The following is a 13,725-nucleotide window of genomic DNA, read 5'->3' as shown; positions in this document are numbered from 1 at the left end:
AGCGACCACGTCCGTCCTGGGGAATGTCGCCGGCGGATTGTAGGCTGGGCACGTGTCGAACACTCAGCCTACCCTCATGGTCATCGACGGTCACTCGCTCGCCTTCCGCGCGTTCTACGCTCTGCCGGTCGACAGCTTCCAGACCCAGTCGGGGCAGCACACCAATGCGATCCACGGCTTCATCGCCATGCTGATCAACCTGCTCGGCAATGAGCGGCCGGATGCTCTGGCCGTCGCGTTCGACATCTCGCGGCACTCGTTCCGCACTGAGGAGTACCCCGAGTACAAGGGCACCCGCGGCGAGACGCCGCCGGAGTTCAAGGGACAGATCCCGCTGCTGCAGGACGCGCTGCACGCGATGGGCATCCGGACCATCGAGAAGGAGAACTACGAGGCGGACGACATCCTCGCGACCCTCGCGACCCGTGCATCGGAGCACGGGTATCGCGTACTCGTGGTGAGCGGCGATCGCGACACGATCCAGCTCGTCGATGATCGCGTGACGCTGCTCTACCCGTCGAAGCAGGGCGTGAGCGAGCTCACCCGCTACGACGCGACCAAGGTCATGGAGCGCTACGGAATCCGCCCGGAGCAGTACCCCGAGATCGCGGCCCTCGTCGGAGAGACGAGCGACAACCTGCCCGGCATTCCGCGGGTCGGTGAGAAGACCGCCGTCAAGTGGATCAACCAGTTCGGGTCGCTGGAGGAGATTCTTCGACGTCAGGACGAGGTCGGCGGCAAAGTGGGGGAGAGCCTGCGCGAGCACGCGCACCTCGCGGAGCGCAATCGCCGTTTGAACCGTCTCGTGCGGGATGTCGAGTTGGATCTGGAACTCGACGACCTGAAGCGCGGCGAGATCGACATGTCAGCGGTGCAGGAGATCTTCTCCAAGCTCGAGTTCCGCACCCTCCTGCAGCGCGTGGCGAAGCTCGCGGGTGCCGAGGTGCCCGTGGGCGGCTCCGCACCCACTCCGGGGGCTTCTCTCGCCCCGGAACGGCCGAGTCCGAAAAACCTCATCGACGAGGAGCTGGCGGACTGGCTCTCGAAGCACGAGGCTCCGGCGGTGCTTATCCGCGAGCTGGACGGCGGCTACGACGTCGGGATCGCGACGGCGGACGCATCGGTGCGCTTCGACTGGCAGCCCGGCGGACGGGACTATTCGCTGTTCGAGCATTGGCTCTCCTCGGATGCGCCGAAGGTCTTCTACGACTCGAAGCAGCAGCTCGCACTCGCGCGACGTGCGGGTGCATCGATCGGCGGCATCGCGGGCGATGTGCTGCTCGCGACATGGGTACTCCGCCCGTCGACCGCGGAGAAGAGCCTCTCCGATGCCGTGTTCCGCTATCTCGGCGAGCAGGTGCCCGAGGGGGACCCGAATCAACTCGTTCCGGAAGAGGGAAGCACCGCAGACACCGCGACGCTCGCCTGGTACGCAGTGCGCACGCACGCAGCGGCGGTAGAGCGGTTCGAGTCGCGATCGGAGGAGATCTACCGCGAGATCGAGCTTCCGCTCGTGTCGGTGCTGGACGGGCTGGAGGCTCGAGGTGTGCAGGTCGATCGTCCGCTGTTCGAAGCGCATCACGCGGAGCTCAGCGAACGCGTTGCGACGCTGCAGCAGGCGGCGTTCGACGCCATCGGGCACGAGGTCAATCTGTCCTCCCCGAAGCAGCTGCAAGAGGTGCTGTTCGACGAACTCGACATGCCGAAGACGCGCAAGACGCAGCGCGGCTACACCACCGATGCCGCGGCGCTCTCGGAGCTGCAGGCCAAACAGCCGCACCCCTTCCTCGATGCCCTGCTCGGGCACCGCGACGCGAACAAGCTGCGGCAGATGATCGAGACGCTGATCAAGTCGGTGCAGTCCGATGGGCGCATCCACACGACGTTCGTGCAGACGGGATCGAGCACCGGGCGACTGGCTTCGACCGACCCGAACCTGCAGAACATCCCGGTGCGTTCGGAGGAGGGGCGGCGCATTCGTGAGGGCTTCATCCACGCGAGCGACTTCGAGACGCTGATGACGGCGGACTACTCGCAGATCGAGATGCGCATCATGGCTCATCTGTCGGGGGATGCCGGCCTCATCCAAGCATTCAACGAGGGCGAGGATCTCCACCGTTTCGTGGGCGCCCGCATCTTCAGGGTCGAACCCGCTGAGGTCACCAATGAGATGCGATCGAAGGTGAAGGCGATGTCGTACGGCCTCGCGTACGGGCTCTCGGCCTTCGGATTGTCGAAGCAGTTGAACATCAGCTCCGCGGAGGCGAAGCAGCTCATGACCGACTATTTCGAGCGATTCGGAGGGGTGCGCGACTATCTTCGCTCCGTGGTCGATCAGGCCAAGCGCGACATGTTCACGGAGACCATCTACGGTCGCCGGCGCCCCTTCCCGGACCTCGCGAGTCCCAACCGCGTCTTGCGGGAGAACGCCGAACGTGCGGCGCTCAACGCCCCGATCCAGGGTTCGGCCGCCGATATCATCAAGCGCGCGATGATCCGCGTGGAGCACCGCATCGCCGAGGCGAATCTGTCATCGCGGATGCTCCTGCAGATCCACGACGAGCTCATGTTCGAAGTGGCGAGGGGAGAGTGGGACACGCTCGAGGCGATCGTGCGCGAGGAGATGGCGGGCGCCGCCGAGCTATCGGTGCCGCTCGAAGTGCAGGTCGGGCACGGGCCGAACTGGAACGCCGCAGCGCACTGAGCTTGAAGGTCGACGCGGTCGGGCGCCGACGCGCCGACCTGTTCGCACGATTGATCCCGGGCGCGTCGCTGGGTAGTATGAAGTGTCACAACTGTGGCGACTCAACCATGTCCACGCGTGGGGGCGCTTGCGAATCCTTGAGATTCGGCCGAAATCGGCGCGCTTCCGCCTCGATACCCTGTCCATTCTGGAGACCAATTACATGACGAACGCAACGACCGAACGCAAGCAGGTCGCAGTTAACGACATCGGCTCGGCCGACGACTTCCTTGCAGCGGTCGAATCGACCCTGAAGTTCTTCAACGACGGCGACCTCATCGAAGGTACCGTCGTGAAGATCGACCGCGACGAGGTGCTCCTCGACGTCGGGTACAAGACCGAGGGCGTCATCCCCTCGCGCGAGCTGTCCATCAAGCACGACGTCGACCCCGGTGAGGTCGTCGAGGTCGGCGATTCCGTCGAGGCTCTCGTGCTCCAGAAGGAGGACAAGGAAGGCCGCCTCATCCTGTCGAAGAAGCGTGCTCAGTACGAGCGCGCTTGGGGCGACGTGGAGAAGATCAAGGAGAACGAGGGCGTCGTCACCGGCACCGTCATCGAGGTCGTCAAGGGCGGCCTCATCGTGGACATCGGACTCCGCGGCTTCCTCCCGGCATCGCTCATCGAGCTGCGTCGCGTACGCGACCTGACCCCGTACCTGGGCCAGGAGATCGAGGCGAAGATCCTCGAGCTCGACAAGAACCGCAACAACGTGGTGCTCTCGCGTCGCGCTCTCCTCGAAGAGACGCAGTCGGCGACGCGCTCCTCGTTCCTCGCCGAGCTCAAGCCCGGCCAGGTGCGCAAGGGCGTCATCTCCTCGATCGTCAACTTCGGCGCGTTCGTCGATCTCGGCGGCGTCGACGGTCTCGTCCACGTCTCCGAGCTGTCGTGGAAGCACATCGAGCACGCATCGGACGTCGTCGAGGTCGGCCAGGAGGTCACCGTCGAGGTGCTCTCCGTCGAGCTCGACCGCGAGCGCGTCTCGCTGTCGCTCAAGGCGACGCAGGAGGATCCGTGGCAGGTATTCGCACGCACCCACGCCATCGGCCAGATCGCGCCGGGCGTCGTCACGAAGCTCGTTCCCTTCGGTGCGTTCGTTCGCGTGGCGGACGGCATCGAGGGCCTCGTGCACATCTCCGAGCTGTCCGGCCAGCACGTCGAGCTCGCTGAGCAGGTCGTTCAGGCAGGCCAGGAGGTCTTCGTCAAGATCATCGACATCGATCTCGATCGTCGTCGCATCTCGCTGAGCCTGAAGCAGGCGAACGAGGGAGTGGATCCCGAGGGCACCGAGTTCGACCCCGCACTCTACGGCATGACCACGGAGTACGACGAGAACGGCGAGTACAAGTACCCCGAGGGCTTCGATCCTGAGACGCAGGAGTGGAAGGAAGGCTTCGAGTCGCAGCGCGAGAAGTGGGAGCAGGAGTACGCTGCCGCGCAGGAGCGCTGGGAGGCGCACAAGAAGCAGGTCGCTTCGATGCTCGCAGAGGCTGCTGCTGCACCCGCTGCCGACAGCCCGTCGTCGACGTTCTCGAGCGACGCCGCTTCGGCCGGCGCTCTCGCAGACGATGCCGCGCTGGCTGCACTGAAGGCGCAGCTCGAGGGCAACTAACCCGTTCAGCGCGCAGGAAGGCCCGGTCCCCGTTCGGGGGCCGGGCCTTCCGGCGTTGTGTCGACGCAGTCGTGCATCATGGGCGTGGAGCGGCGCCGCGGCCGACGTATCGCCGAACTGGCCCGTTCAGGCAGCGGGCTGCGCGTTCAGCGCGGCGCGCTCGCGCCGGTCGCGGAGGGCGCGCTGGAGTCTCCGGACGAGCAGAGCGATGACGAGTCCGAGTACGACGAGCGCGACCAGCGGCGCGACGACCGCCAGCACGGTGAGTACCACGGCACCGAGGTCCTCGAAGGCGCTGGCCACGGCCGCTCCCGCGCCCGCCGTCAGAATGTTGAGGATCGGGCGCGCGATGGCTTTCAGCGCGTGCGGAATCAGTGCGATGCACGCGCCGAGCACGACCGGCCAGACCTCGGCGGAAGTGATGAAGGCGGCTGGATCCGCCACCGCGACGGTGTCGCTTCCCGCCCCGGCCGAGAAGACCATTCCGCCGGAAGCCGGGCGGATCACCGTGTGGAGCACGTCGTTGACCGAGTCGAGCGCCGGAACCTTGTCGACCAGCATCTCGAAGACCAGCAGCACCCCGAGAATGCCGAGGCACCACTCGTTCTCGATCCAGCTCCATCCGCTCGGCAGCGCGACCCACTCCGTGAATCTGGAGAGGAGTCCGAGGCCGAGCAGCGGGATGTACGCGTTGAGGCCCGCCGATGCTGCAAGCACGACCCCGGTGATGATCTCGAGCATGACTGCCTCCCCGCACTCAGCCTACGGTGTCGACGGATAAGCTGACAGCATGCGACTGATCGGGTTGACGGGCGGCATCGCCGCAGGAAAATCGACGATCGGCAGACGGCTTGCTGGGCACGGGGCGATTCGCATCGACGCCGACGAACTCGCTCGAGAGGCGGTGGCACCCGGATCGCCCGGGCTCGCACGCGTGAGGGAACGGTTCGGTGCGGGGCTGATGCGCGAGGACGGTGCGTTGGATCGCGCGGCGCTCGGCGCCATCGTGTTCGGCGACGCCGCAGCGCTGGAAGATCTCAACGCGATCGTGCACCCCGAAGTGCGCCGGCTCTTCCGAGAGCGCGTGGAGCTCGCCCGCGCCGACGATCCCGATGCCGTCGTCGTGTACGAGGTGCCGCTGCTCGTGGAGACCGACGCGCGCGATGAACCCTGGGACCTCATCGTCGTCGCAGAGGCCGACGCCGAGACGCGTGTTTCACGCATGACGTCGCTCCGCGGAATGACCCCCGAGGACGCGCGCCAGCGCATCTCCAGGCAGGGGAGCGACGCCCAGCGGCGCGCGGTCGCCGACATCGTGATCGACACATCCGGCAGTGAGGCTGAAACGCTCGCCCAGACGGATCGCCTCTGGGAGCGCCTCATCAACCGCGGCTGAAATGCGCCGCCGACGTTCAGCTGCGGCTGAACTCTGCCACCCAGTCGAGCTGCAGCTGCGCGATGAAGGCGATGGCCGCGAAGCACACGAGAATGATCACCCAGCTCCAGGAGTAGCACCGCGCGAGGACGCGCTGCGCCCGCGGCGGGACGGGAATGTCGCCGACCGCGTAGGCGCGGAGCAGCGTGACCCAGAACAGCGGGATGGTCGCCGTCCACACGACCATGCACCACGGGCACAGCGTTCCGAGCGCGAACACGCTCTGGGCGAAGAGCCAGATGACGAGTGAGAACGCGCCGAGCAGGCCGACCTGATACGCAACCCAGAACCACGGTGCGAACCGTGCTCCCGCGAGCAGTGCGACGCCGACCGCGATCGGTGCGACGAAGGCGGCGACGCCGATGATCGTGTTGCTGAAGCCGAGGAGCGCTCCCTGCCACGAAGCCATGTTCGGGCCGCACGTCACGAGAATGCTCACCGAGCAGTTGGGGATGTAGTCGGGGTTCTGAAGCGTCTTGACGTACTCCGTGAGGAGTTCGAACGATGCGAACCATCCGATGGCTCCGGCGATGATCGTGAATACTGCGAATGCGACAGGGCGGGACGCCGCGCGGAGCTCTGAACTCATGGCGCGATCCTACTGCGCCCACCTGCGAGTTCTTCTCCCACCCCCCTCTCGGACACCGTCGTGACATAATGGTGATGGTGAGAGGCGCCGCACTGGCGCATTTCACGCACAGTCTTTTGAAGGTCGATGACCTTCACCGGTCGATGAACGACCGAGCGCGAGCGAACCCGCTCGCGGAGAACAGGATTCGCGGGTTACTCCGCACGATGAGCAACCCCAGGGGAATGCGCATTCTCCCGGGGCAGAGGAGACACCAGGAATGGTGAAGAACACGGTAATCGAAGAACACGACAAGTCGGGGGACGAGCCCTCGGAGGATCTCGGCGAGGCGGTCGAGTCGGCTGAGTCGGCCGAGTCGAAGGAGGCGAGTGAACCGGCGAGTGGCTCTTCGGAGAAGCCCGAAGAGGCCTCGGGTGCTGCTGGAGCGGACGCTCCGCAGCTCATCCTTCCGCTCGCCGAGATGAGCCCCGAAGAACGCTTCCGCGCGACGACGCGGCTCATCTTCCTCGCCCCCGATGTACCGCCGATTGCGCCCCGGCCTCGGCGCGTCGACTTCAGGCCGACCGAGCTCCGACAGCTGGACGATCTGCTCGACGAGCGCTTCTCGCGGGAGGATGCGTCGGGGGAACGCGACACGGCGTCCTCTCAGCGCCGCAATCGGCGCCGCTCCTCGAATGAGACATCCTCGACGACCGAGGAGGACGCACCGCGGCGACAGCCGCGGCAGGCCCCGGTCATCACGGAGCCGCAGAAGGTGAAGGGCTCGACCAGGCTCGAGGCGAAGAAGCAGCGGCGGCGCGACGGTCGCGACGCGGGGCGGCGTCGCGTGGTCATCACCGAATCCGAGTTCCTCGCGCGACGGGAATCCGTCGACCGCGAGATGATCGTCCGCACCACCGCGGATCGGGTGCAGATCGGGGTGCTGGAGGACAAGGTGCTCGTGGAGCACTACGTGGCGCGCTCCAGCGAGAACTCGCTCATCGGCAATGTGTATCTCGGCCGGGTGCAGAATGTGCTTCCGAGCATGGAGGCGGCCTTCGTCGACATCGGTCGTGGGCGGAATGCGGTGCTCTACTCCGGCGAAGTCGACTGGTCGGAGTTCGAGGGCGGCAACACGGCTCGTCGCATCGAGAACGCGCTCAAGCCCGGGGATCACGTGCTCGTCCAGGTGACGAAGGATCCGGTCGGGCACAAGGGTGCTCGGCTGACGAGCCAGATCTCGCTCCCGGGGCGCTTCCTCGTGTACGTACCGGGCGGTGCGATGAACGGCATCTCGCGCAAACTCCCGGACACCGAGCGAGCGCGTCTGAAGAAGATCCTCAAAGAGGTGCTGCCCACCGGCGCGGGGGTCATCGTGCGCACGGCTGCGGAAGGCGCCAGTGAGGATCAGCTCACCCACGACGTGCAGCGACTCACCCGGCAGTGGGAGTCGATCCAGAAGCGCGTCGAGAAGGGCGGCGGGCCGGTGCTGCTGCACTCGGAGCCCGACATGCTCATCAAGATCGTTCGGGATGTTTTCAACGAGGATTTCCACCGCTTGACGATCTCGGGCGCCGACACGTACGGGACCATCGAGAACTACCTCTCCCAGGTCGCGCCCGACCTGCTCGAGCGCGTCGAGCAGTACGCAGGGGAGCGCGACATCTTCGACGAGTACCGCGTGACCGAGCAGATCGCGAAGGCGCTCGACCGGAAGGTCTGGCTGCCCTCCGGCGGGTCCCTGGTCATCGACCGCACGGAGGCGATGACTGTTGTCGACGTGAACACCGGCAAGTTCGTCGGATCGGGCGGCAACCTCGAGGAGACGGTGACGAAGAACAACCTCGAAGCCGCAGAGGAGATCGTGCGGCAGCTCCGCCTTCGCGATATCGGCGGCATCATCGTGGTCGACTTCATCGACATGGTGCTCGAGTCGAATCGGGATCTCGTGCTGCGTCGCATGGTGGAGTGCCTCAGCCGTGATCGGACGAAGCATCAGGTCGCCGAGGTCACCTCGCTCGGCCTGGTGCAGATGACCCGGAAGAAGCTCGGGCTCGGGCTGCTGGAGTCGTTCAGCGAGCCGTGCGATGTCTGCGCCGGTCGCGGCGTCATCGTGCATCACGAACCGGTGAGCAAGCACCACCGCTCTGAAACGCCCGCACGGTCGTCGAAGCGCGGGAAAGGACAGCAGCAGTCGCAGTCGCAGTCGCAGCATCATCAGCAGGCGGAGGCGAAGGCGCAGACGCACGCGATCACCGACGGAGCCAAGAACATGCTGGCTCAGGTGGCCGCATCGACGCTGCACGCTGCGAAGGAACCGGAGCGTGATGATCCGCTTACGGGAAGCGCGCAGGCGGGCGCAGAACGCGCGGCCCGTTCGGATGAGCCGCGCGAGCCGCGCGAGCCGCGCGAGCCGCGTCAGGAACGAGCGGAGCCCGCATCAGCCGGCCTGCTCGATTCCGTGCTCGACGCGCTTCCCGAGGCTCCGGCCGCCGGAAACGGCCGTGCGCGAAACCGGCGCGTGACCACCGCCCCGGTGCGCGGGGGCTCCGACGCCGGTCGTTCAGGCGGTGTCGGCCGGAGCGGGGCCGAGTCGACGTCGGGTGCGCCGGTCGACCCGAAGCAGGCGGCCCAGCTCGCTCTCGCCGAAGCGCTGGACGCCACGGCAAAGCTCAAGGACGCCGGGCGATCGTGACACGCGCAGGCACCTATTTGACCAGAATTGGTGCTTCGAGATAATATTGACCGTTGGTGCCACTCTTCGGGTGGCGAACACAAGCTTCGATCGCGGCGGCGCTGCGGTTCGACACGCAAGGCGATCCTCGAGAAAAGGGTATGAAGTGGTTTACGCAGTAGTGCGCACAAGCGGACGTCAGGAAAAGGTCGAGGTCGGCTCGATCATCACCGTCAACCGTGTTTCGGGCGACTCCACGGGCAAGCTTCAGCTTCCCGCGGTGCTCCTCGTCGACGGCGACCAGGTGACCACCGACGCGGCCGAGCTGGCCAAGGTCACCGTCACCGCAGAGGTGCTCAACGACCTCCGCGGACCGAAGATCGTGATTCAGCGATACAAGAACAAGACCGGTTACAAGAGCCGCCAGGGGCACCGTCAGGATCTGACGCGCCTCAAGGTCACCGGCATCAAGTAATCGCTTCGACATCGATTCAAGGAGTAGAGACTCATGGCACATAAGAAGGGCGCCAGCTCCACCCGCAACGGTCGCGACTCGAACGCTCAGCGCCTCGGCGTCAAGCGCTTCGGCGGCCAGCAGGTGAACGCCGGCGAGATCATCGTCCGTCAGCGCGGAACCCACTTCCACCCGGGCGCGAACGTCGGCCGCGGCGGAGACGACACGCTGTTCGCTCTCGCGGCGGGCGCTGTGGAGTTCGGTGCTAAGGGCGGCCGCAAGGTCGTCAACATCGTAGCCGCAGCCTAACTGCAGGCAATCAACGGCGAGGCGGGCTTCGGCTCGCCTTTTGCCGTATCTAGGGGCAGGAAATCAGGAATGGTCACGTTTGTCGATCGGGTGCAAGTGCACGTCCAATCAGGCCGCGGCGGAAACGGCTGCGTGTCGATTCGTCGTGAGAAGTTCAAGCCGCTCGCCGGCCCCGACGGGGGCGCCGGCGGGCATGGCGGGGACGTCGTACTCGTCGCCGATCCTCAGGTGACCACGCTGCTCGATTATCACCGCCGGCCGCATCGAAGCGCGGAGAACGGCGGGTACGGGGCTGGCGACTACCGCGCCGGAACGAACGGCGCCGACCTCGTGCTCCCCGTGCCGGTCGGCACGGTCGTGAAGGATGAGGCGGGAGAGACGCTCGTCGACCTCGCCGAGCCGGGAACGCGATTCGTCGCGGCCAAGGGCGGCGTCGGCGGCCTCGGCAACCTCGCACTCGCGAGCAGCAAGCGGAAGGCGCCCGGCTTCGCGCTGCTGGGCACGGAGGGGTGGGCCGGCACGCTCACCCTCGAGCTCAAGACGATCGCCGATGTCGCGCTCGTCGGGTACCCGTCCGCCGGCAAATCGAGCCTCATCGCTGCGATGAGCGCTGCGAAGCCGAAGATCGCCGACTACCCCTTCACCACCCTCCACCCGAACCTGGGGGTGGTGCAGGTCGCAGATCACCGGTTCACGGTCGCAGACGTCCCGGGTCTCATCGAAGGCGCCAGCGAGGGCAAGGGACTGGGGCTCGACTTCCTGCGGCATGTGGAACGGTGCAGCGCATTGCTCCATGTGCTCGATTGCGCGACGCTGGAGCCCGGTCGCGATCCGCTCTCCGATCTCGAGGTCATCAAGAAGGAGCTCGCTGCGTATCCCGTGCCCGAGGGGCAGACCGCGCTGCTCGATCGCCCTCAGCTCGTCGCGCTGAACAAGATCGACGTGCCCGAGGGGCGCGAGCTCGCCGAGTTCGTGCGGCCGGAGCTCGAGGCGCAGGGGTACCGCGTCTTCGAGATCTCGACGGTGTCGCACGAGGGGCTGCGCGAACTCGGATTCGCTCTCGCGGAGCTCGTCGAGGCGGAACGACAGCGGCGCATCGATGAGGCTCCCGTGCAGGAGCGCATCGTGCTGCAACCCAAGGCCGTCGACGACGGCGGGTTCAAGGTCGTTCCGGAGGGTGGGAGCTACGGCACGCTGTACCGCATCCTCGGCGCGAAACCGGAGCGCTGGGTGGCGCAGACGGACTTCAAGAACGACGAAGCCGTCGGGTATCTCGCCGATCGTCTGCAGAAGATCGGCATCGAGGACGCCCTCGTGAAGGCGGGTGCCGTCGCGGGATCGACGGTGGTGATCGGCCCCGGCGCCGGCGTCGTCTTCGACTGGGAACCCACGATGACCAGCGCTGCAGAGGTGCAGATGGGCGCCCGAGGCACGGACCTGCGCGTCGACCCCAACGGGAGGCGCACCAACCAGGAGCGCCGGGTCGAATACCACGGCCTCATGGACGCGAAGGCGGAGGCTCGCGCCGAGCTCGAACGCGAGCGGAAGGCGGGGCTCTGGGAGGAGCAGGAGTGACGCACGGCGACGAACTGCTCGCGGCCCGCAGGGTCGTGGTGAAGGTGGGCTCCTCCTCGGTGAGCGGCGAGAATGCGGCGCAGATTCCGGAGCTCGTCGCCTCGCTCGCGCGGTTGCACCGGGCAGGGGCCCAGGTGATCCTCGTCTCCAGCGGGGCGATCGCGACGGGGGTGCCGTTTCTGCACCTCGCCGAGCGGCCCGACGACCTGGCGACGCAGCAGGCGGCCGCAGCCGTCGGCCAGAACATTCTCGTCAACCGGTACCAGCGCGCGCTGACGACGCACGAGATCATCGCGGGCCAGGTGCTCCTCACCGCGCACGACATCGAAAACCCCACGCATCGGGACAACGCCCGGCGGGCCATCGAACGCCTGCTGCAACTCGGGATCCTGCCGATCATCAACGAGAACGACACGGTCGCCACGCACGAGATCCGCTTCGGCGACAACGATCGTCTCGCCGCGCTCGTGGCCAGGCTCGTCGATGCCGACCGTCTGGTGCTGCTCTCCGATGTCGACGCCCTGTACACGGCGCCGCCGATGATCGCGGGTGCCGAGCGAATCGCCGCCGTGGAGTACGGCGACCCTCTGGAGGGCATCGAGATCGGTGAGAGCCAGTCGGGCTGGGGCACCGGCGGCGCCGCGACCAAGGTGCAGGCCGCCCGGCTCGCCGCGGATGCCGGTGCCACCGTGCTGCTCACCGAGACGCGATTGCTCGCAGCGGTGCTCGAAGGCGCCGATCACGGCACGCGGTTCGCGGCGCGTCCCTAGTGCCCTCCGCGGTGTCTGCGGTCGTGGGTCAGGCACTAGGCTGATGCTCATGTCTGCTGCTGATGCCTTTCTGGAGCGGCTCGAGCGCGCGCGCGATGCCGCTCGAACGCTCGCCGTCGCCACCACCGACGCGAAGAACTCCGCGCTCGAAGCGCTCGCTGTCGGTCTCGAGAATGCGATTCCCGAGATCGTCGCAGCGAATGCTCAGGATCTCGCCAGAGGCGAGCAGAACGGTATCGGAGCCGGGCTGCTCGACCGCCTGCGACTCGACGACTCCCGAGTGCGCGCCCTCGCCGCATCGGTTCGGGAGATCATCTCGCTGCCGGACCCCGTGGGCCAAGTCGTTCGCGGGAGCACCCTCGCGAACGGCATCGGGATCAGCCAGGTGCGCGTGCCCTTCGGCGTGATCGGCGCGATCTACGAGGCCCGGCCCAACGTCACGATCGACATCGCCGCGCTCGCGCTCAAGAGCGGCAACGGTGTGGTGCTGCGCGGGGGCAGTGCGGCCGAGCAGACGAATGCAGCACTCGTGCGCATCGTTCAGGACGCCGTCTCCAGTGCGGGTCTCGCGGGCGAGGCGGTGCAGACGATCGACCAGTTCGGGCGCGAGGGCGCGGGCCGCTTGATGCGCGCGCGAGGCTATGTCGACGTGCTCATTCCGCGTGGCAGCGCAGCGCTGATCTCGACCGTCGTCACGGAGTCGACCGTTCCCGTCATCGAGACCGGATCAGGCGTGGTGCACGTGTTCGTGGACGAGACCGCCGATGACGATATGGCGGTCGAGATCGCGCTGAACGCGAAGACGCATCGCCCGAGCGTCTGCAACGCTGCCGAGACCCTGCTCGTGCACCGCGGAGCGGCCGACCGCCTGCTGACGCGGCTGACGGACGCCCTCCGCGCTGCGGACGTGTCGATGTTCGGAGACGCCGCGACGGTGGAGCGCGTCGCCGGGATCGCGCCGGCGACGGAGGAGACCTGGGCGACGGAGCATCTCGCCCTGGAGATGGGGATCAAAGTCGTCGACTCCCTCGACGAGGCGCTCGCCCACATCGAGCGGTACTCCACGCGGCATACCGAGGCGATCGTCACCCGGGACTACGCGAATGCGGAGCGATTCCTGTCCGAGGTCGACTCCGCCGTGGTCATGGTGAACGCGTCGACCCGCTTCACGGACGGCGGCGAGTTCGGGTTCGGTGCAGAAGTCGGCATCTCCACGCAGAAGCTGCACGCGCGCGGGCCCATGGGCCTCCCGGAACTCACGAGCACCAAGTGGCTCGTTCGCGGTGCTGGACAGATACGCTGACGCCACCCGCTAGACTGATTCGGTACCACTCACCGTTACGAATGCAGGGGACCACCAATGTCACTTCTTGCCACGATCGCAGCTGCCGCCGAAGAGGGGCACCACATCGTCAATGAGCTGCCGTTCCCGGCTGTCGTATTCGGCATCATCGTATTCGCCCTCTTCGTCGTCTTCGCGGCGGTCACATTCTCCTTCCGCGATGTCGCGAATCGTCACGCGGCCAAGGCCGAGGCGTACGCCCGAGATCACGGCTCGGCTGCGCACCACTAGACGGGCGCGCCGAAC

12 protein-coding genes are annotated in these 13,725 nt (G+C 66.8%); 10 read left to right on the top strand and 2 right to left on the bottom strand.

Translation table 11 applies throughout. The features are described from left to right. Positions 1-76: 76 nt before the first annotated feature. Together polA and rpsA are read left to right on the top strand one after the other, a co-directional pair. Positions 77-2,704 (top strand): DNA polymerase I, encoded by a 2,628-nt coding sequence (gene polA, locus PQI23_RS06225; RefSeq protein ID WP_339972761.1) that lies wholly within the window; start codon positions 77-79, stop codon positions 2,702-2,704. Positions 2,705-2,906: 202 nt separating this feature from the next. Beyond that, positions 2,907-4,352: a 30S ribosomal protein S1 gene (rpsA, locus tag PQI23_RS06220; protein WP_058593326.1), complete on the top strand. Its 1,446-nt coding sequence runs from the start codon at positions 2,907-2,909 to the stop codon at positions 4,350-4,352. Positions 4,353-4,478: 126 nt separating this feature from the next. Here rpsA and PQI23_RS06215 read toward each other — a convergent pair whose 3' ends face one another. After that, entirely contained in the window at positions 4,479-5,093 is a 615-nt protein-coding gene (locus PQI23_RS06215) for a DUF4126 domain-containing protein (RefSeq protein WP_339972599.1), read from the bottom strand. A gap of 49 nt (positions 5,094-5,142) precedes the next feature. Here PQI23_RS06215 and coaE point away from each other — a divergent pair, with 49 nt between their 5' ends. After that, complete coding sequence (gene coaE, locus PQI23_RS06210) at positions 5,143-5,748, top strand: dephospho-CoA kinase (protein ID WP_339972597.1); 606 nt, start codon at positions 5,143-5,145, stop codon at positions 5,746-5,748. A 16-nt stretch (positions 5,749-5,764) separates the two neighbouring features. On the opposite strand, the gene PQI23_RS06205 is transcribed toward coaE, so the two are convergent. Then, positions 5,765-6,376 carry a vitamin K epoxide reductase family protein gene (locus tag PQI23_RS06205; RefSeq protein ID WP_339972593.1) on the bottom strand — a complete coding sequence of 204 codons (612 nt, stop codon included), beginning with the start codon at positions 6,374-6,376 and terminating at the stop codon, positions 5,765-5,767. A gap of 259 nt (positions 6,377-6,635) precedes the next feature. On the opposite strand from PQI23_RS06205, the gene PQI23_RS06200 reads away from it, so the two are divergent. From PQI23_RS06200 to PQI23_RS06170, 7 genes are all read left to right on the top strand, one after another. Next, positions 6,636-9,050 (top strand): Rne/Rng family ribonuclease, encoded by a 2,415-nt coding sequence (locus PQI23_RS06200; protein WP_339972591.1) that lies wholly within the window; start codon positions 6,636-6,638, stop codon positions 9,048-9,050. Positions 9,051-9,195: 145 nt separating this feature from the next. Next, positions 9,196-9,504 carry a 50S ribosomal protein L21 gene (rplU, locus tag PQI23_RS06195; protein WP_090149206.1) on the top strand — a complete coding sequence of 103 codons (309 nt, stop codon included), beginning with the start codon at positions 9,196-9,198 and terminating at the stop codon, positions 9,502-9,504. 33 nt (positions 9,505-9,537) lie between these two features. Further along, positions 9,538-9,792: a 50S ribosomal protein L27 gene (gene rpmA / locus PQI23_RS06190; protein WP_010157307.1), complete on the top strand. Its 255-nt coding sequence runs from the start codon at positions 9,538-9,540 to the stop codon at positions 9,790-9,792. Between the two features lie 69 nt (positions 9,793-9,861). Continuing rightward, positions 9,862-11,367, top strand: a complete 1,506-nt coding sequence (gene obgE, locus PQI23_RS06185) for a GTPase ObgE (RefSeq protein ID WP_339972586.1) — start codon at positions 9,862-9,864, stop codon at positions 11,365-11,367. Beyond that, positions 11,364-12,137, top strand: a complete 774-nt coding sequence (gene proB / locus PQI23_RS06180; protein ID WP_339972584.1) for a glutamate 5-kinase — start codon at positions 11,364-11,366, stop codon at positions 12,135-12,137. The genes obgE and proB overlap by 4 nt, the downstream gene beginning before the upstream one ends. Positions 12,138-12,186: 49 nt before the next feature. Continuing rightward, positions 12,187-13,440: a glutamate-5-semialdehyde dehydrogenase gene (locus PQI23_RS06175; protein WP_339972582.1), complete on the top strand. Its 1,254-nt coding sequence runs from the start codon at positions 12,187-12,189 to the stop codon at positions 13,438-13,440. Positions 13,441-13,497: 57 nt separating this feature from the next. Continuing rightward, positions 13,498-13,710 (top strand): hypothetical protein, encoded by a 213-nt coding sequence (locus PQI23_RS06170; RefSeq protein WP_339972580.1) that lies wholly within the window; start codon positions 13,498-13,500, stop codon positions 13,708-13,710. Positions 13,711-13,725 lie beyond the last annotated feature (15 nt).

The organism is Leucobacter sp. USCH14 (assembly GCF_037619215.1).
Lineage (GTDB): Bacteria > Actinomycetota > Actinomycetes > Actinomycetales > Microbacteriaceae > Leucobacter.
The sequence above is the reverse complement of the archived record's forward strand: the minus strand, read 5'-3'. Positions and strand labels throughout refer to the sequence as shown.